At 41.1% G+C, this 18,193-nt stretch carries 17 protein-coding genes and 2 tRNA genes; 7 read left to right on the forward strand and 12 right to left on the reverse strand.

Annotated elements, in window-relative coordinates:
• The first annotated feature begins 62 nt into the window (after positions 1-62).
• On the forward strand, positions 63-896 hold the full coding sequence (locus DWW10_RS22540) for a pepsin/retropepsin-like aspartic protease family protein (RefSeq protein ID WP_118421119.1): 834 nt from the start codon (positions 63-65) through the stop codon (positions 894-896).
• A gap of 478 nt (positions 897-1,374) precedes the next feature.
• Here the strand turns inward: DWW10_RS22540 and DWW10_RS22545 are convergent.
• The 4 genes from DWW10_RS22545 to DWW10_RS22560 form a co-directional block, all read right to left on the reverse strand.
• Positions 1,375-1,447: transfer RNA gene (locus tag DWW10_RS22545), tRNA-Gly, on the reverse strand.
• 8 nt (positions 1,448-1,455) lie between these two features.
• Positions 1,456-1,538, reverse strand: a tRNA-Tyr gene (locus DWW10_RS22550).
• A 73-nt stretch (positions 1,539-1,611) separates the two neighbouring features.
• Positions 1,612-2,106, reverse strand: coding sequence for a 6,7-dimethyl-8-ribityllumazine synthase (gene ribH, locus DWW10_RS22555; RefSeq protein ID WP_007212654.1), 495 nt, complete (start codon positions 2,104-2,106; stop codon positions 1,612-1,614).
• 140 nt (positions 2,107-2,246) lie between these two features.
• Positions 2,247-2,930 carry a tetratricopeptide repeat protein gene (locus DWW10_RS22560; protein WP_007212655.1) on the reverse strand — a complete coding sequence of 228 codons (684 nt, stop codon included), beginning with the start codon at positions 2,928-2,930 and terminating at the stop codon, positions 2,247-2,249.
• 298 nt (positions 2,931-3,228) lie between these two features.
• Here DWW10_RS22560 and recF point away from each other — a divergent pair, with 298 nt between their 5' ends.
• Positions 3,229-4,341, forward strand: a complete 1,113-nt coding sequence (gene recF, locus DWW10_RS22565; protein ID WP_022208806.1) for a DNA replication/repair protein RecF — start codon at positions 3,229-3,231, stop codon at positions 4,339-4,341.
• Positions 4,338-4,628: a DciA family protein gene (locus DWW10_RS22570; protein ID WP_007212658.1), complete on the forward strand. Its 291-nt coding sequence runs from the start codon at positions 4,338-4,340 to the stop codon at positions 4,626-4,628. The genes recF and DWW10_RS22570 overlap by 4 nt, the downstream gene beginning before the upstream one ends.
• A 3-nt stretch (positions 4,629-4,631) precedes the next feature.
• On the opposite strand, the gene DWW10_RS22575 is transcribed toward DWW10_RS22570, so the two are convergent.
• The 7 genes from DWW10_RS22575 to gap form a co-directional block, all read right to left on the reverse strand.
• On the reverse strand, positions 4,632-5,423 hold the full coding sequence (locus DWW10_RS22575) for a histidinol-phosphatase (RefSeq protein WP_118421108.1): 792 nt from the start codon (positions 5,421-5,423) through the stop codon (positions 4,632-4,634).
• Positions 5,420-5,926 (reverse strand): 5-formyltetrahydrofolate cyclo-ligase, encoded by a 507-nt coding sequence (locus DWW10_RS22580; protein WP_259320522.1) that lies wholly within the window; start codon positions 5,924-5,926, stop codon positions 5,420-5,422. The genes DWW10_RS22575 and DWW10_RS22580 overlap by 4 nt, the downstream gene beginning before the upstream one ends.
• Positions 5,868-7,610, reverse strand: a complete 1,743-nt coding sequence (locus DWW10_RS22585) for a S41 family peptidase (RefSeq protein WP_118421106.1) — start codon at positions 7,608-7,610, stop codon at positions 5,868-5,870. Before DWW10_RS22585 ends, DWW10_RS22580 begins: the two co-directional genes overlap by 59 nt.
• Before the next feature lie 77 nt (positions 7,611-7,687).
• The gene (locus DWW10_RS22590; RefSeq protein ID WP_118421105.1) at positions 7,688-8,158 is read right to left on the reverse strand and encodes a dCMP deaminase family protein; all 471 of its coding nucleotides are present in this window, start codon (positions 8,156-8,158) and stop codon (positions 7,688-7,690) included.
• A gap of 4 nt (positions 8,159-8,162) precedes the next feature.
• A complete protein-coding gene (locus DWW10_RS22595; RefSeq protein ID WP_118421104.1) occupies positions 8,163-8,681 on the reverse strand; it encodes a DUF4847 family protein in 519 nt (172 codons plus the stop codon).
• Positions 8,678-10,735, reverse strand: a complete 2,058-nt coding sequence (locus DWW10_RS22600) for a M3 family metallopeptidase (RefSeq protein ID WP_118421103.1) — start codon at positions 10,733-10,735, stop codon at positions 8,678-8,680. Before DWW10_RS22600 ends, DWW10_RS22595 begins: the two co-directional genes overlap by 4 nt.
• A gap of 183 nt (positions 10,736-10,918) precedes the next feature.
• Positions 10,919-11,929 carry a type I glyceraldehyde-3-phosphate dehydrogenase gene (gene gap / locus DWW10_RS22605; RefSeq protein ID WP_007215415.1) on the reverse strand — a complete coding sequence of 337 codons (1,011 nt, stop codon included), beginning with the start codon at positions 11,927-11,929 and terminating at the stop codon, positions 10,919-10,921.
• Between the two features lie 139 nt (positions 11,930-12,068).
• Here gap and mscL point away from each other — a divergent pair, with 139 nt between their 5' ends.
• Positions 12,069-12,506, forward strand: coding sequence for a large-conductance mechanosensitive channel protein MscL (gene mscL, locus DWW10_RS22610; RefSeq protein ID WP_022391797.1), 438 nt, complete (start codon positions 12,069-12,071; stop codon positions 12,504-12,506).
• Positions 12,507-12,779: 273 nt separating this feature from the next.
• Here mscL and DWW10_RS22615 read toward each other — a convergent pair whose 3' ends face one another.
• Positions 12,780-13,475 (reverse strand): DUF5039 family protein, encoded by a 696-nt coding sequence (locus DWW10_RS22615; protein ID WP_022391796.1) that lies wholly within the window; start codon positions 13,473-13,475, stop codon positions 12,780-12,782.
• Positions 13,476-13,599: 124 nt separating this feature from the next.
• On the opposite strand from DWW10_RS22615, the gene guaA reads away from it, so the two are divergent.
• The 3 genes from guaA (at position 13,600) to DWW10_RS22630 (ending at position 18,153) form a co-directional block, all read left to right on the forward strand.
• The gene (guaA, locus tag DWW10_RS22620) at positions 13,600-15,153 is read left to right on the forward strand and encodes a glutamine-hydrolyzing GMP synthase (protein ID WP_022391795.1); all 1,554 of its coding nucleotides are present in this window, start codon (positions 13,600-13,602) and stop codon (positions 15,151-15,153) included.
• A gap of 391 nt (positions 15,154-15,544) precedes the next feature.
• Positions 15,545-17,056 carry a DUF6377 domain-containing protein gene (locus DWW10_RS22625; protein WP_147350488.1) on the forward strand — a complete coding sequence of 504 codons (1,512 nt, stop codon included), beginning with the start codon at positions 15,545-15,547 and terminating at the stop codon, positions 17,054-17,056.
• Positions 17,057-17,229: 173 nt separating this feature from the next.
• On the forward strand, positions 17,230-18,153 hold the full coding sequence (locus DWW10_RS22630; protein ID WP_118421102.1) for an alpha/beta hydrolase: 924 nt from the start codon (positions 17,230-17,232) through the stop codon (positions 18,151-18,153).
• The last annotated feature ends 40 nt before the right edge of the window (positions 18,154-18,193 follow it).

The raw sequence follows: 18,193 nt of genomic DNA on the forward strand, positions 1-18,193 counted from the left end.
AGACTAGTAATTGCGAATATAACAGGTGCATAAACGGATAATCAGATATTTTTTAAATAATTATGAAGTTATATTTTTTATCCTTATGTATAATGCTTGCTGTCAGTTTTGCTGCTAAAGCACAATCAAAGCTTATTTTTAAAGATAAGTTTATGTATACGGATGTACAGGTGTTCAATGAGACAACAAGACACTCAATACCCTCTCTTATTGATACGGGTTGTTCGTTATGTATAATTGATTCTATTTTTGCTATTGATTCATGCGGAATAAAAGAAGATGAATTACAAACAATTCCTGTTAACCAAACTAAAGATAAGATTTCAAGTGCTTTTATAGATTCTATCTTTTTTTGTGGAAAGACATATCATAAAGTGTATTGCTTAGTTGCAGATCTTACTGGTCTTTATCAAAAATATGCACCAAAATTTATCGTCGGGGCTAATATCCTTAGATCAGGAACTTGGAAATTTGATATGGAAAAGAATATTGTTGAATCCTACGATTCTAATAATAAAGCGAAAGGGACTATTTATAAATGGAAAAACCATGAAGACTATCCTGATGTGGCAATAGATTATATCATTTTAGATAGTAAAGTCAATGGAAAAAAAACACGATTTGCTTTTGATACGGGATGTAGAAACAATAAGCTTCAACGTGGTTTATATGTAGGAAAACCTGAGCAAATCCAAAAGGAAACAGCTAATATCGTAAATAAATTATCAATTAAGACGGCTGAATTATGTAGAAATGTAACATTCAAGATAGGAAAGGATGAGTATACGTTAGATTTTATAATAGGTAATGGCAATATTGGGCTCTTAAACATCGAATTCTTACAAGGTCATTCCTTTATACTTAATTATAAGAAGCAGATACTTGAATTGTTGTAAAAAGGAGTTTGAATTATAATTTCAATCTATTTAGCTCGGAGAGAAATTCATAGGTTATTGGAATTGGTAAATCTTATCAGTCCTTCTGTCTGTCTTCTCTTATAAGTCTCTGTTCGTTCAAACGTTCCTGTTGCTTCCTTTTCTCTTCTAACGATGCGGTTACTTGCCCAATGAGGGTATTGATTGACGAGTGAACTCTATCCATTGCTTGTGAAATTCATTAATATATTCCATGAACCTTATGATTATGAGTTTCAGATGTAGGTAATCATTTTCTTTTGCTAAAGTTTTCCATTTGTAGCACGCTACGTTGATTGTTGTGTTCATAAGATTTTGGTTTAACTCTCGGTTTAACTCACTCGGTTTACATCTTGGTTTACATGCAACCTCTGAAACCGCCTAAATTTGTAGTTTTATGGACTATAAAAAAAGAGAAATCCTGATAGCTAATTGCTTGACTATCAGGATTCTCTCTAAGAGCGGAAGACGGGGCTCAAACCCGCGACCCTCAGCTTGGAAGGCTAATGCTCTATCAACTGAGCTACTTCCGCAATTTTTGTGGGCAAAGATGGATTCGAACCACCGAAGTCGAAAGACAGCAGATTTACAGTCTGCCCCATTTGGCCACTCTGGTATTTGCCCTTTTGCACTTTGAAATCTATCTCAATTCTCTCATTGAGTAGCTTTGTTTCTCAATTGCGGTGCAAAGATACGACTATTTTTGTAAACTCCAAGCAAAATCGATCATTTTTATTGCAGTAATTGCACATTCGTCACCTTTGTTACCCAGTTTGCCACCGGCACGGTCCTCGGCTTGCTCCATTGTATTGGTAGTAATTAATCCGTAAATAACTGGTACGTTGCCAGTTGCGTTCAGTTGAGCAATTCCGTTGGTACTTCCCATACAAACATAGTCAAAATGTGGAGTATCTCCTCTAACTACGCAACCAATTGCAATAACTGCATCCACATTACTATATTCAATGAATTGGTTGGCTCCAAAAATTAATTCAAAGCTACCCGGAACAGTTTTCACCAAAATATTTTCGTCTCTGGCACCATGTTTTTTTAAAGTATTCATTGCGCCCTCTAAAAGTTTTCCGGTGATATTGAAGTTCCACTCAGAAACAACAATGCCGAACTTCATTTCTTTAGCGTCAGGAACAGAGTTGAAGTCGTAGTCCGAAAGGTTATGATAAGCTGTTGCCATAGTTATTCTAAAATTAATAATTAAAAATAAAAGGGGGATAAAAAAAGAAACGGATTACACGGATTTCACGGTTGTTTCTTTTTTATCCGTGTAAAATCTGTGTAACCCGTGTCTGATATACTATATAATAATAAGGTATATTACTTCTTCAGCAGTTTGGCTTGTTCGATGTACTTATCGATATCCATTGACTGGTAAGAACGGAAATATTTGTCTTTAATCTTGGTATATGCTTTGATAGCGTCGTCATACTTGCCTTGCTTAACGAGGATTTCTCCGGCTTGTTGCAAGTAGATAGGACTGAGTGAATTGTTATCAGCTTCGTCAGCAGCGCTCAGCAACATAGAAGCAGCTTTGTCCAACTGGCCTAATTGTGCGTAGCAGTTACCCATTGCACCTTTCATTGCAGGAGCTATCATCTGGTCTTTTCCGCTGAAGCTATCCAGTGCTTTTACAGCAGCTTCGTATTGTCCCAGGTGAGCGTAGCAGATACCCATATATGCTTTTGCCAAGTTGGCAGCTTTGGTTCCGCTGTATTCATCAGCAATTTTAGCGAAACCTGCGAATCCGATACTGTCGCCATTCAAGGCCTGTTCGTAAAGGTCGGCCTCAAAGTATTCCTGTCCTTTGAACAATGCAGCCTGTGCTTTTTCTTCGCGCGGTTCAGCATAAAGGTTCTTGTACATTACTATACCGGCTACGATGATGATTACTGCTACTACAGCGCCGATAATTGCTTTTTTGTTTTTAATGAGAAATGCCTCCGATTGTGACAATGCTTCTTCCACATTCAGGGCTTCGTTAGCTTTCTTTTGTTCTGCCATTTTATATATTCTTTTTGTTATTATTCTTATTTAGCCATTTCGACCCGCAAAAGTAACTTTTTTATAGGTATCAACGAAATTTAGCGGCATCTTTTTTTCTTTTACACTTGAAAACCCGAAATTCTTCCTACTTTTTGATGAGCTAAGCTTCACCTCCGCTATTAAAAATAAGCATGCTTATTTTGTACTGCATTCGGTTTAGATAAATCTCTCACATTCGGAAAAAAGAATGAATTCTCTTTTCGCTCACTAAATCGAGATTTTGCATTATCTTTGTAACTGAATTTACAGCTGTAATATGATACTGAAACGTATATCCATACTTAATTATAAGAATCTGGAACAAGTTGAGCTCTCATTCTCACCCAAGTTGAACTGTTTTTTCGGACAGAACGGCATGGGGAAAACGAATTTGCTCGATGCCATTTATTTCCTTTCGTTTTGTAAGAGTTCGGGCAATCCCATCGACTCGCAAAACATCCGCCATGATCAGGAATTCTTTGTCATTCAAGGCTTCTATGAGGCTCCCGACGGTACGCCGGAAGAGATTTATTGCGGTATGAAGCGCAGGCAAAAGAAACAATTCAAGCGGAATAAAAAGGAATATACCCGCTTGTCCGATCATATCGGATTCTTGCCTTTGGTCATGGTTTCTCCTGCCGATTCGGAATTGATTGCCGGAGGCAGTGACGAGCGTCGGCGCTTTATGGATGTCGTAATTTCGCAGTATGATAAAGAGTATCTGGAAGCTCTGATACGCTATAATAAAGCGTTGGCTCAACGAAATACGTTGTTGAAAAGTGAAGTGCCGGTAGAAGAAGAGCTGTTTCTCATTTGGGAAGAGATGATGGCACAGGCCGGCGAGATTGTTTTCCGTAAGCGGGAGGCTTTTATCAGTGAATTCATTCCTATTTTCCAGTCATTTTATTCTTTTATTTCACAAGATAAGGAGCAGGTCGGGTTAACTTATGATTCGCATGCCCGTGATGCATCCCTGTTGGATGTAATAAAAGCAAGTCGTGTACGTGACCAGATTATGGGATACTCTCTGCATGGCATTCACAAAGATGAACTGAATATGCTTCTGGGTGATTTCCCTATCAAGCGGGAAGGTTCGCAAGGGCAAAACAAAACCTATCTTGTTGCCTTGAAATTGGCACAATTTGATTTCCTGAAAAGGACCGGCACCACAGTACCTTTGCTTCTGCTGGATGATATTTTCGATAAACTGGATGCTTCTCGCGTAGAGCAGATCATCAAGTTGGTAGCCGGTGATAACTTCGGGCAGATATTCATAACAGATACGAACCGGGAACATCTGGATCGCATTCTTCATAAGGTAGGCAGCGATTACAAAATGTTCCAGGTAGATCAAGGAGTCATAACAGAACGGGAGGAGGATGAAGCATGAAGCGTAACGATGCCGAACAAATAGGTAAACTGATACGTACTTTCCTTCGGCAGGAGAGTCTGGAGTCGCCACTCAATGAGCAGCGGCTCATTAACTCATGGGCAGAAATCCTTGGCCCTACTATTGCCTCTTATACCCGCGAACTCTATATCCGCAATCAGATTTTATATGTCCATCTGACCTCTGCCGCCCTGCGTCAGGAACTGATGATGGGACGTGACTTGCTAGTACGCAACCTGAATCGCCACGTAGGTGCGCAGGTAATCACGAATATCATATTCAGATAGGGATTAGTGGTTAGTGATTAGTGATAAGCTATCCACTCTCTGTATCTTCAATGCTTTCAATTCTTCTATGGCACGATTGTAATATACAGGCGTTTCCAGGTCTTTATTGTTATGCGCATCTAGCCCGATGATGGCAGTACAACCTTCATTGGCGGCAATGTGCCAGAAGTCCGGGCAGGGATAAGTCTGCAAATAGTGCGCCTCATTATAAGCTACATAACCGATATTATATTCCAGCGGAATATGGAAGCGTGCGGCTGTGCGGCAGATATGGCGACTGATTAACTTACAATGACGGTCGAACTGAGGATATGAGCGCATGAATAAATCCGGGTGAGCCAGACAGCAGAACAGACCACTCTCCATTCCCTCGATGGCGCTTTCTTCATAGAGTTCCAGCATATCAAGGTTCTCGGTATGATGTCCGAAGTAAGGGAACTTCTCATCTGTATGGTAATGGTGATTGCCGAACAGGATATAATCCAGTTGATACTCTTTGATTTTCTCTTTCAGCCAATGGATATAGGTGGGAAAATACTCGCATTCCAATCCGATTTTGATACTGATCTGATCCCGGTATTTCTCGCGGAGCGAGCGTAGGCTTTCTACGTATCCGGGTAATTCTTCGGGGAGCATACGCATGTCAGCCACATAATCGGTGTGATACTTCCACGGAGTGTGGTCTGAAAATCCCAGCTCCTGATAGCCACCTTTGATGGCGCTGAGCACGTAGTCTTCGTCGCTACCCGTAGCGTGCATGCAACGGGTGGTATGAGTGTGATAATTTGTTTTCATTGAATTGTTATAATCGTATCCATGCGGATGTCGAATGGCTCCGCAGGCACTTCTTCCACTAATTGAAAAGGAAAACAGATGCCGGCTTTGAAAGCCGTGAGGCGGGGGAGCAGTCGGTCATAATAACCTTTGCCTCTACCCAGACGGTTACCTGCATTATCGAAAGCTACGCCGGGAACGGCAACAAAGTCGATAGCTGCATAGTCGGTGAAGAGTTCTCCGGTAGGTTCTTCAATACCATAACTTCCTGTTGCCAGGTCTTCGGGACCGGTATAGACACGCAATTCCAGATCGTTACCTACGACAACCGGAAGCAATATCCGCTTTTCACGGCTCCACTTCCGGACAAATTCATGCGTATCGACTTCGTCCTTCAGTGAATAATAGAGCAGGACGATATGTGCCGCCCTGAAAGCCGGGTGGGCTTCCAGGGCGGCAAGTATTTCAGCAGACTGGGATTGATGCGTAGTGGTAAGCCCGTGCCGGGTCTTTAACAATGCCATACGCTTCCGCAGTTCTTTTTTTCTTTCCTTCATCTTTCGTCTCTTCTTTCACAACATCTTCCGGAGCTTTGGGAAATGCTTCGCCGTTCTCCAGAATTTCCAATGCCTTTTGTACGGTAGGATCGCCCTGATTGATATACCTTATATAAGGCTCTCTGCCTAATATATTATAGATAATGTTTCCATAAAGGTTTCTTTCCATCAGCTTGTAGGACTTGTGAATAAGGATATTGCGTCTCTTCACTCCCTTGCTGTCTGCAAAACGGATAAACTGTTCTACGATGCCTTGCTGACGAAGATATTTCAGCATGTCTTCTTCATTTTCGAACTCATTCAGTTTAGCCCGGTTGCGGTCGGAATACTGAAAGCTGAACTGTAAAGTCAGTCCTTTATTGAGCACTTCAATCAGATAAGAAGAGGTTCCTGTGGTATCCTGCGGTACGAATACGTCCGGCATAATACCACCACCACCATAAACGGGACGTCCCAGACGGGTGGAGTAGCGTAAATTCTCGTCCAGCTTGATGCTATCCTTAGAGAAGAATTCACCATGCTCGTAGCGGGTCAGCCAATCCATTTCGTATTTGGCGTCCTTACCATTCTTATACGGACGTTGTATGCAACGACCGGATGGAGTATAGTAGCGGGCAATTGTCAAGCGGATAGCAGAGCCATCGCTGAAGTCAATCGGTTGTTGTACCAATCCTTTTCCGAAGGAACGGCGTCCTACGATTGTACCACGGTCATTATCCTGAATAGCTCCTGCAAAGATCTCACTGGCGGATGCCGAACTTTCATTGGTCAGCACAACCAAAGGCATCTTCTGGCAACTGCCTGTTCCGTTGGCATAATCTTCCATACGGGGATATTTGCGTCCCTGGGCATAGACAATAAGTTGTCCTTCCGGCAGGAATTCATTCACCATACGCACGGCAGCCTCCATATAACCACCGGTGTTGTCGCGCAAGTCAATAATAATTCCCTTACAATTCTGATGACTGAGTTGAGCAATAGCATTCAGCAGTTCTACATGAGTAGTACGTCCGAACTTACTGATTTGAATATATCCATAATCATTGCTGAGCATATAAGCTGCATCAATTGTATTTTGTGGAATATCACCGCGGGTGATGACAAAGTCCAGCAAATCCTTTTCTGTAGCACGTTTGACGCTTAGTTTCACTTTGGTTCCTTTCGGGCCTTTCAAAGTGCGCATGGCTTTCTCATTGGTCAGTTTTATTCCGGCGAACAAGCTGTCGTCTACCATAACGATGCGGTCGCCTGCCATCAGTCCTACTTTCTCGGACGGACCGCCTTGAATGACACTGTTCACATGAATCGTATCATCCTGAATGGTGAATTGAATACCGATACCGCTGAAACTGCCTTCCAACTCTGAATTAACTTCCTCCAGATTCTGGGCAGGAATGTAAGTAGAGTGGGGGTCTAACTCAGCCAATATCTGTGGCATTGCTTTTTCCACAAGGTCCGTCATGTTGACGGTGTCTACATACTGGTCTTCAACAACCCGCAACAAGGCATTCAGCTTGTTGGACGAGCCATTAATAATGCCCAGCGTATTTCCGGCGAAATGCCTGGCATAAAATGTTCCGATCAGAATTCCCATTACCACGCTGATTGCGATGATGAGCGGAGTAAAGCGGGAAGAGTTTTTTGTACTCATATCTTTTAGTTGTTAGCTACGAGCTACAAGCTACGGGTAGTGGCTGTATGCTTCGCAGATTTTAGTTTATTGTTTGTTTAAGGTTCTTGTTCACTGCTTGTATCTTGTATCTTGTAGCCTGTAGCTACATATACTACCTCGATACCTGCACGCTTCAAAAGTTCGATGCCATCTTCCAGACGGTATTTCTCGGAGTAAACCACTCGTTTGATACCTGCTTGGATAATCAGTTTTGAACATTCGATGCATGGCGAAGCGGTGACATACATAGTGGCACCGTCGCTGCTATTGTTAGAGCGTGCTATCTTCGTGATTGCATTCGCCTCGGCATGCAACACGTAAGGTTTGGTAACGTTATTATCGTCTTCACATACATTTTCAAAACCGGCAGGCGTTCCGTTATACCCGTCAGAAATGATCATTTTATCTTTGACGATGAGTGCACCTACCTGGCGGCGTTTACAATATGAATTTTCCGCCCAGATACTTGCCATACGTATATAACGCTTGTCCAGCGCTTCTTGTTTTTCTTTAGCAGAACCTTCCATAGTCTTAATTACCTGAGTTACGTTGTGGAGCGAAGGAGATGAACTTTACAGTCTGTCCTTCTTTGTAATAAATATATAGATTCTTATTATCTCCTCCATATTTGAATGCACTCTTTAGTCCGTCTATAAAGGCTTTTCCTAAATACTTATCTGCATCGGTGCCTGCATTTTTTACGGTTATCTTTAGTTCCCGGTTGTTACCATTTGCATTCCAGTCTCCATTAACAGAGGTACTGGTGGCTTTTCCGGTGAAAGTTCCACCCGCTGTACCGTTTACCTCAGCACCATCGAACACTAAAGTGTAATTATCTCCTGCAATTGTCTTAAAACTCTTTTCTCTTGCAGCCTGATCTCCTTGCCAGAAGTCGTACATTTTGTTTTGTCCTTCCACTGCAATGTAAGTCATGTACCAGGTTTTTCCGGTGAAGATATCAATAACATCGTCTTCCTGATCGCAAGCGCTCAATACGGGTACAAAGAGAGCGACTAGCAGCAGCTGTATATAGGCTTTCATCTTTTTCATTTCTTTATTCCATTTCTGATTAATAATGCATCAATAGTTGGTTCTTGTCCGCGAAAGCGTTTGTATAATGTCATCGGGTGTTCTGTTCCTCCTTTGGAAAGAATGTTTTCCCGGAAGGAAGCGGCTACTTCCGGATTGAAGATTCCTTTTTGTTTAAACAGTGAGAAAGCATCTGCATCCAGAACTTCCGCCCATTTATAGCTGTAATATCCGGCAGAATAACCTCCGGCAAAGATATGCGAGAACTGTGTACTCATACAGGCATCTTCTACCACAGGAAGAATTTGTGCTTTCTTCCATGCTTCTTTTTCGTAAGCTTTCACGTCACCATCAAATGGGGTGGTACGGGTGTACCATGCCATATCCAGCAATCCAAAGCTAACCTGACGCAGGCAGGCATAAGCAGCATCGAAATTAGACGAATCTACAATGCGCTGTACCAGTTCGTCCGGGATGAGTTCTCCAGTCTGATAATGTCTGGCAAATGTGTGGAGGAACTCCTTTTCAATAGCGAAGTTCTCCATGAATTGAGAGGGAAGTTCCACAAAGTCCCAATATACATTTGTACCGCTCAGGTTTTCATAGGTGGAATTCGCGAACATACCATGCAGGCTATGCCCAAATTCATGCAGGAATGTCTCCAGTTCACCAAATGTCAGTAAGGCGGGTTTGTCTTTTGTCGGCTTAGTGAAGTTCATCACGATAGATATGTGCGGACGACTGTTTTCACCGGTTGCCTCGTCAATCCATTGTTCTTTATAAGAAGTCATCCATGCACCTGCACGTTTACCCTCTCTGGGGTGGAAGTCAGTATAGAGTACGGACAGGAACTTACCGTCTTTGTCAAATACCTCATATGCATCCACATCCTTATGGTATACCGGTATATCACTGTTTTTCTTGAAAGTAATGCCATATAAGCGGGTAGCCAGACCGAATACCCCTTCTTTTACCTTGCTCAGTTCAAAATAGGGACGGAGCATTTCATCATCTATCTGGAATTTCTGGTCTTTCAGTTTATGGGAATAATAAGACCAGTCCCAAGGCATCACTGTGAAGTCACTGCCTTCCAGTTGGCGTGCCAAGGCCTCTACCTCTGCATATTCTTGCTTGGCGGTGGGAGTGTAAGCATCCAGTAGCTGATCCAGCAGTTTATATACATTGCCGCTGTTCTCTGCCATTCGCTCTTGCAGGTTATATTCAGCAAAACTGCTGTATCCCAAAAGTTGCGCAATAGCCAGGCGGGTATTAACGAGCTTCTTTACAATCTCCAGATTGTTGGTTTCATTGTCATGAGTACATTTGGTATTATATGCCATATAAAGCTTACAGCGTAAATCGCGGTTACTGGCATACGTCATAAACGGGCTATAACTGGGGGCCTGCAAGGTGAATACCCATCCTTCCACGCCTTTTTCTTTGGCAGTTTCTGCGGCTGCATCAATGGCGCTTTGCGGCAGGCCGGCAAGTTGTGCAGGGTCTGTCAGTACCAGTTTATAGTCGTTGGTTTCTTTCAGGTTGTTTTCTCCGAATTGCAGGGTTAGCAGGCTGAGTTCTTTGCTCAGAGCACGGTATTGCTCTTTGGCTTCTCCTTCGAGATTGGCTCCACTGCGAACAAAGCTATTGTACACCTTCTCCAGCAGCTTGTTTTGCTCGGGAGTAATATTAACCTGGTCTTTCTGGTCATATACTGCCTTAATGCGTGCAAATAACTTCTCATTCAGAGTGATGTTATTGCCATGTTCGCTCAGCAACGGCATGATGGATTTTGCCAGTTCCTGCATGTCGTCGTTGGTTTCCGCACTCAGCAGATTGCCGAATACAGTGCTGACCTGGTTCAACAGTTCGCCGGACTTCTCGTAAGCAGCGATCGTGTTGGCGAATGTAGCCGCTTCCGGATTATTGGTGATCGCATCAATCTCCGCATTGTGACGGTTGATACCTTCACGAATGGCGGGTTCATAATGTTCGGTCTTTATCTTTTCAAACGGGATGGTACCGTGAGGCGTAGAATACTTTTCAAAAAAAGGGTTTTGAGCCTGTATTATATTCATAAAGCAGAGTAATGTTAGCGTTAGTTTTAATTTTATCATACTTACTTAGGTTCGGTAAAAATAATCTAACTGCAAAAGTGCAAAAAAAATAGCTGATTTAATGAATAACCCGTTGTATTTTAACAAAAAACAGGCAACCTCGTAGAGATTGCCTGTTTTAAATATTATTTTGTACTCTGCTTATTAGTTGTTAACTGAAGCCATGTGAGCGATCAGGTCAAGAACCTTGTTAGAGTAACCGATTTCGTTGTCATACCAAGATACAACTTTTACGAAAGTATCAGTCAAAGCGATACCAGCTTTTGCATCGAAGATAGAAGTACGAGCGTCACCCAAGAAGTCAGAAGAAACTACTGCATCTTCAGTGTAACCCAGGATACCCTTCAATTCGCCTTCTGAAGCTTCTTTCATAGCAGCACAGATTTCAGCGTAAGTAGCCGGTTTAGCCAAGTTAACTGTCAAGTCAACTACAGATACGTCCAAAGTCGGAACACGCATAGACATACCAGTCAATTTGCCGTTCAAAGCAGGGATTACTTTACCTACAGCCTTAGCAGCACCAGTAGAAGACGGGATGATGTTGCCAGAAGCAGCACGACCACCTCTCCAGTCTTTCATAGAAGGACCGTCAACTGTCTTCTGAGTAGCAGTTGTAGAGTGAACTGTAGTCATCAAACCATCCAAGATACCGAACTTGTCGTTCAATACTTTAGCGATAGGAGCCAAACAGTTAGTAGTACAAGAAGCGTTAGATACGAATTGAGTACCTTTCACGTATGTTTTTTCGTTTACACCGCAAACGAACATCGGGGTGTCATCTTTAGAAGGAGCAGACATTACTACATATTTTGCACCAGCTTCGATGTGAGCTTGAGCTTTGTCTTTGCTCAGGAACAAACCAGTAGATTCAACTACGTATTCTGCACCTACAGCATCCCATTTCAAGTCAGCCGGGTTTCTTTCTGCAGTGATGCGGATAGCTTGGCCGTTAACGATCAGCTTGCTGTTTTCAACATCTGCTTCGATAGAGCCGTTAAACTGACCGTGCATAGTGTCATACTTCAGCATGTAAGCCAAGTAATCTACCGGGCAAAGGTCGTTAATACCAACGATTTGAATATCGTTTCTTTCCATTGCAGCGCGGAATACGAAACGTCCGATACGTCCGAATCCATTAATACCTACTTTAATCATTTTGTTTAAACTTTTAAGGGTTTTATAATATTTGTTCAAATATCTCTCTTCTCTTGCGCATTTATTTCTGAAATGCGGTGCAAAAGTAAGAAAATGTTTTTATATTCGCACTTAATTTTATAATTAAATAATGGAAGTGATGGGAAAAAGTTCATTTTTACAAGATTTTAAATCATTTGCCATGAAAGGCAATGTGATAGACATGGCTGTCGGTGTAATCATCGGTGGCGCGTTTGGTAAAATTGTATCTTCTGTTGTGGCAGATATTATCATGCCGCCTCTCGGTTTATTGGTGGGAGGTGTGAACTTTACGGACCTGAAGTGGGTGATGAAACCTGCTGAAGTTGTGGATGGTAAAGAGATTGCCGCCGTAACCTTGAATTATGGAAATTTCCTGCAAGTGACGTTTGACTTTCTCATTATTGCTTTTTCTATTTTCTTGTTCATCAAGTTGCTGACCAGGCTGACGGCTAAGAAAGAGGCGGAAGTCCCCGCAGCACCTCCTGCTCCTCCTGCACCTAGTAAAGAAGAAGTCTTGCTGACGGAAATCAGGGATATCTTGAAAGAAAAAAAGTAGAAAGAATAGTCTGCTACATACCAACTCCGTGTCTGGTCCATACCAACTCCGTACCAAGTCCAAGTGTATAGGTACGGAGCAGGTACGCACTTGATGCGGGGAGGGTGCGGCGAGATCGGATAAATAGAACAATTATTAAAGGCTTTTAATACCCTGTCGGCAAGAAGTTAAGAGTTTGTCGACAAACTCTTAACTTCTTGCTGATAAACTCTTAACTTCTTGTAAGTTGCTGATAATTAGCATGGCTTTGTTTCACTTTGAATGGGCTTTGCCTTACTTGGATGGAGTTATATGATATTTTAATTTTTGATATTCCTGAAGTGCTTCTTTTTGTAAATTTTCCAGTAGCCTGATTTCTACGGATAATTGATTGAGGCCGGCATTGGAGTTGAGAATCTCTTCTCGCTCTTTATAATTTATAATGCCATTTGGTGCCACTTCCTGTTTCTTCTTGCTTTCTTCCAGCATATAGCGTGCTGCGGCTATATAGTAGTTTCTGAGTGCCTTCTGCTCCTTATTGCGCATGGGGCGGTAGTCTTTATTCTCGTCGGATAAACGATGATAAAAATTATTCATGGCTACATTGATTTCTTTACGAATTTCCTCTTTAGCGGTATTCCGGTAGGCAGAGTCTAATTGTGCATGCTCGGGATAGGTATTCAACATCTTTTTCAGTTCGTCTTTGGCTGTCTCGTAGTTTTTTTTGGAAGCAGCTAATTCTTGGGGCTTTAATTCGAAAATGATATAAGTCAGCTTCGGTTCATTTCTAATGTTTATTAACTTGTTGGATGCTTCGCAAGCATCCAGATATTTTTCCATAAGTGTCCAATTGAACAGCAGTTTCTTTTGCTGCAGATCAGTACGTATGATTTCGAGTGATTTTTCTAATTCAACAATTCTGTTTTCCTGCGCCTGCAGGCATACAATATTGCATAAAAGCAATAGTAGTAAAGAGCTGATTTTTTTCATGTTTTCCTGTGTATTAAATGATTTATTTATTTGCAAATATAGATTTTCCGCTCTATAATTCCTATTATTCCCTCAGTTTTTCATACTTTTGCAGCTCATTTTAAACTAAATCCATACAGATTATATGCAAGAAAAGATTGTCATTCTTGATTTTGGTTCGCAGACTACGCAGCTTATAGCCCGTCGTGTCCGTGAATTGAATACGTATTGCGAAATTTTACCTTACAATAAGTTCCCGGAGGGGGATGAGAGTGTAAAGGGGGTTATCCTTTCGGGAAGCCCGTTCTCTGTATACGATGAAAATGCGTTTAAGGCAGATTTGAGTGAAATTCGTGGAAAATATCCTGTTCTGGGGATCTGTTACGGTGCGCAATTTATCGCTTATACTAATGGCGGCAAGGTGGAACCTGCCGGAAGTCGTGAGTACGGACGTGCACATTTGAGCTCTTTTGACAAGGACAATGTGCTGTTCAAGGACGTGAAGGAAAATACACAGGTCTGGATGAGTCACGGAGACACAATTACGGTTATCCCTTCCAATTTCAAAAAAATAGCTTCGACGGATAAGGTGGCGATTGCTGCTTATCAGATAGAGAACGAAAAGGTGTGGGGCGTACAGTTCCATCCGGAAGTATTTCATAGCGAAGATGGCACGCAGATGCTGAAGAATTTCGTGGTGGATGTTTGCGGTTGCAAACAGGACTGGAGTGCTGCTTCCTTTATTGAAACGACGGTTGCCGAATTGAAGGAACAGTTGGGTGACGATAAGGTGGTTCTTGGTTTGAGCGGTGGTGTGGATTCTTCCGTAGCTGCTGTATTGTTGAATCGTGCTATCGGTAAGAACCTGACTTGTATCTTCGTAGATCACGGTATGCTCCGTAAGAATGAGTTTAAGAATGTACTGCACGATTATGAATGTCTCGGTCTGAATGTTATCGGTGTGGATGCCAGTGCCAAGTTCTTTGCAGAACTGGCAGGTGTAACGGAGCCTGAGGAAAAGCGTAAAATTATAGGCAAGGGTTTTATCGAAGTATTTGATGAGGAGGCCCATAAGATTAAAGATGTGAAGTGGCTGGCACAGGGTACGATTTATCCTGATTGTATCGAGTCCCTTTCCATTACCGGTACGGTTATTAAGAGTCATCATAATGTAGGTGGTTTACCTGAAAAGATGCACCTGAAGCTTTGTGAGCCGCTTCGCTTGTTGTTTAAAGATGAGGTTCGCCGTGTAGGTCGCGGATTGGGTATGCCTGAGCATCTGATTACTCGTCATCCTTTCCCCGGACCGGGTTTGGCTGTGCGTATTTTGGGTGATATTACTCCGGAGAAAGTGGCTATTCTGCAAAATGCGGATGATATCTTTATTCAAGGCTTGCGTGACTGGAAAGTGAAAGAAGCTGATGGCAGCGAAACTTCTCTTTATCATCAGGTTTGGCAGGCGGGCGTTATCTTGCTCCCCGTGCAATCAGTTGGTGTGATGGGAGATGAACGTACGTATGAACGTGCCATTGCGCTGCGCGCTGTGACTTCTACAGATGCTATGACGGCAGACTGGGCACATTTGCCTTACGAATTCCTGGGCAAGGTTTCCAATGATATTATTAATAAGGTGAAAGGGGTGAACCGGGTAACCTATGATATTTCGTCAAAACCGCCTGCAACGATAGAGTGGGAGTAGGATTGTATGTTTTAATATTATATTTGAATAGCCTCAACTTGTATAGAGTTGGGGCTATTTTTGAATTATTCATAGTAAACTGCCGCTAAGTCTGTTGCTTTGGGTAGTTCACCGGACATTGGATAGTGAACTGGAAATTAGAAATGCAGAACTTTTATTTTCCTCTCACTCTAGCATCTTTTCTAAATATAGACTATATTTGCAACATTCCGCAAAGGAATATTTGGCAGAGTATAAATTAAAAATCGGAAATCGGAACATGTTAATTATGAATAACTCTTATCGGCGATACGAGGTGTTATTGCTGTTTATATTAGTCTTCAATTCTACTATTTTTGCGGGGAAAGTGGATTCGATAAACTGCTATTTCCAGAAGTTAGATCAACAAATATTGAATATAGAGAAATTTGAAAATCAGAAGCAACAGAAAATTCAAGAACTGAAAGCCGAGCTTACAAGCACTCAAAAACCGGATAAACAATATGATATTTATTGCTCTCTTTTTAATGAATATCAGGCATACAATTATGATTCGGCATTTGTCTGCGGAAGCAAAATGATTCAGATTGCAGAAGAATTGTATGATCAATCGAAACTAGCCGATTCCCATCTTATGGTAGCGTATAGTTGTATTTCTGCCGGATTGTTTTTAGAAGCCAAAGATCTGTTGCAATCCATTGATTCTGTCAGTTTGGATACAGAACGGAAAGTGGCATTGTTTTCCACCTATTCCAAACTTTATTTAGATATGGCATTAGCTATTCAGCATAACCCTTATAAGAACTATTATCTGAAACAATCAATCCGATACAGTAATTTAATTATCGACATAAAAGGCAAGGAAAACCCATTAAGCAAGTTACAACAAATTAATATATATAGGTGTCAAGAGGATTACGTAAAAGCAATAGAAGCAACCGAACATTTTCTTAGTACAGTGAAAGTGGATGATCGCAGCCGGACCCTTTGTTACGGTGGAATAGGCACTTTTTACTTACTAAGTGGTGATACTCTACGTGCTACTTCCTATCTAACAGAAGCAGCAATCGGAGATATTAGAAATGTCACGAAAGAAAGTTCTGCTTTATCTGATCTGGCAACAATTGCATTTCGTCGTGGAGACATAGATCATGCATACCTTTATATAAAACAAGGGATGAACGATGCATACTTCTTTAATGCGCGCCACCGCAAAGTGGAAGCCAGTGATATTCTACCTATTATTGAAGCCAGCCGTTTTGAAATAATGCAGCAGCAGCAAAGCAAACTATTTATAGCTTTGTTATTCGTAACTTTCCTCTCTCTATGCGTTCTGACAGCTATGTATTTTATACTGAAACAAATGAAACAGTTGAAAAAAGCCAGAAGACTAATTCAGAAACAGAATGTAGATTTGAAGGAAGTAAATAAGAGATTGAAAGATGGAAATAGGATAAAAGACGAATATATAGGTTATTTCTTTAGCCTCAATTCTGCATTTATGGATGAGTTCGATAGTTTTCGTAGATTAGTAACTCGTAAATTGGCAGGCAAACAATACAATGAATTATTGCAAATAGTAAAACAGGATGATTCCCAAAAGAATAGAGAAAATAAGTTTGTTTCATTTGACAGTATATTCCTAAAGTTATTCCCGGATTTCATGGAGCATTTTAATGCTCTATTTCCTGAACAGGAACAGATTGTTCTTCCATCACCTGTTACACTTAATACAGAATTAAGAATATTTGCATTAATCCGTTTAGGAGTTACGGATAGTGACCATATTGCTAAATTCCTAAATTATTCAGTTAATACGATTAATACATATAAGTCTAAGGTAAAGAATCGTTCTATCATCCCAAATAATCTCTTTGAACAAAAAATAATGGAGATAGAATCCGTGAAATCAGATATAGAATGACAATATAAGGGTTTAAAACCATTATATTATAGAATTGTTATCTGCCATTATATCAGTCTGTTATCTTTTTGAATTATTATATTTTCATTATAGAAAAGAGGGCTTTGTTGTTTTTAACTCTTCTGGCAATTAATTTTGCAATATCAAAATCGTTGTTCTAAAAACTGAGTATTATGAAACACAAAGTCTGTATTTTCCTTATATTACTGATGGCTCAATTAACTTGGGCAAATCCTATTAATAATAAAGCTATAAAAGTGGAAAATGCTGTGAAAGTTTCAGCAGGATCCATAGAAAGATATCTATTTCATTCTGATTTTGTAGATGAAAGGAATGTGGATATTTGGTTACCAGATGGTTATACACCTACTAAAAAGTATGCAGTGCTTTATATGCACGATGGACAGATGCTATATGACAGCAGTCGAGCCTGGAATGCAAAAGAATGGGATATAGATACTACTATCGATAAACTGATAAAAAAAGGCAAAATTAGAGAGGTAATAGTAGTAGGTATCTATAATAACAGCAACAAACGTCACATTGAGTACTTTCCTCAAAAGGCGATAGACAACATAGCAGCACCAGAATACCAAAAAGTGATGGATCTGATGCCCGGAGGTCCTTTAGCAGATAATTATTTGAAGTTCATTATCAGTGAGCTGAAACCTTTCATAGATGCTACTTATTCCACCAAACCGGATCAGAAGAATACTTTTATTGCAGGTTCAAGCATGGGTGGATTGATTTCCATGTATGCTATTTGCGAGTATCCTCAGATTTTCTCAGGAGCCGGATGTCTTTCTACACATTGGATTGGTACTTTTGATAATAACAAGGAGATTCCGGCTGCATTTAATGAATATCTGAAGCAGCATTTACCTTCGCCACGAAATCATAAAATCTATTTTGATCATGGGACGGTAGGGCTGGATGCCAACTATCCTGAATTTCAAAAAATGATTGATGCTACGGTGAAAACAGCCGGATATACAGACAAGTCATTGATGACTTTGGAGTTCCCCGGTGATGATCATAACGAAACATGCTGGGCAGCACGTTTACATATCCCTTTGATCTTTTTACTTAAGAAGTAAAAGCTTGGCGAGAGTTTTACTTTATCCTTAATAATTAACC

Origin of the sequence: Bacteroides intestinalis (assembly GCF_003464595.1) — a bacterium.
GTDB classification, from domain to species: Bacteria; Bacteroidota; Bacteroidia; order Bacteroidales; family Bacteroidaceae; genus Bacteroides; species Bacteroides intestinalis_A.

Coding starts and splice junctions, on each gene's coding strand:
- DWW10_RS22580 (WP_259320522.1), bottom strand. CDS start 5,926: ATGGCATTGTTAAAGACCCGGCACGGGCTTACCACTACGCATCAATCC.
- DWW10_RS22575 (WP_118421108.1), bottom strand. CDS start 5,423: ATGAAAACAAATTATCACACTCATACCACCCGTTGCATGCACGCTACG.
- recF (WP_022208806.1), top strand. CDS start 3,229: ATGATACTGAAACGTATATCCATACTTAATTATAAGAATCTGGAACAA.
- DWW10_RS22595 (WP_118421104.1), bottom strand. CDS start 8,681: ATGAAAAAGATGAAAGCCTATATACAGCTGCTGCTAGTCGCTCTCTTT.
- DWW10_RS22560 (WP_007212655.1), bottom strand. CDS start 2,930: ATGGCAGAACAAAAGAAAGCTAACGAAGCCCTGAATGTGGAAGAAGCA.
- guaA (WP_022391795.1), top strand. CDS start 13,600: ATGCAAGAAAAGATTGTCATTCTTGATTTTGGTTCGCAGACTACGCAG.
- DWW10_RS22630 (WP_118421102.1), top strand. CDS start 17,230: ATGAAACACAAAGTCTGTATTTTCCTTATATTACTGATGGCTCAATTA.
- ribH (WP_007212654.1), bottom strand. CDS start 2,106: ATGGCAACAGCTTATCATAACCTTTCGGACTACGACTTCAACTCTGTT.
- DWW10_RS22540 (WP_118421119.1), top strand. CDS start 63: ATGAAGTTATATTTTTTATCCTTATGTATAATGCTTGCTGTCAGTTTT.
- DWW10_RS22590 (WP_118421105.1), bottom strand. CDS start 8,158: ATGGAAGGTTCTGCTAAAGAAAAACAAGAAGCGCTGGACAAGCGTTAT.
- DWW10_RS22615 (WP_022391796.1), bottom strand. CDS start 13,475: ATGAAAAAAATCAGCTCTTTACTACTATTGCTTTTATGCAATATTGTA.
- DWW10_RS22600 (WP_118421103.1), bottom strand. CDS start 10,735: ATGAATATAATACAGGCTCAAAACCCTTTTTTTGAAAAGTATTCTACG.
- gap (WP_007215415.1), bottom strand. CDS start 11,929: ATGATTAAAGTAGGTATTAATGGATTCGGACGTATCGGACGTTTCGTA.
- DWW10_RS22570 (WP_007212658.1), top strand. CDS start 4,338: ATGAAGCGTAACGATGCCGAACAAATAGGTAAACTGATACGTACTTTC.
- mscL (WP_022391797.1), top strand. CDS start 12,069: ATGGGAAAAAGTTCATTTTTACAAGATTTTAAATCATTTGCCATGAAA.
- DWW10_RS22585 (WP_118421106.1), bottom strand. CDS start 7,610: ATGAGTACAAAAAACTCTTCCCGCTTTACTCCGCTCATCATCGCAATC.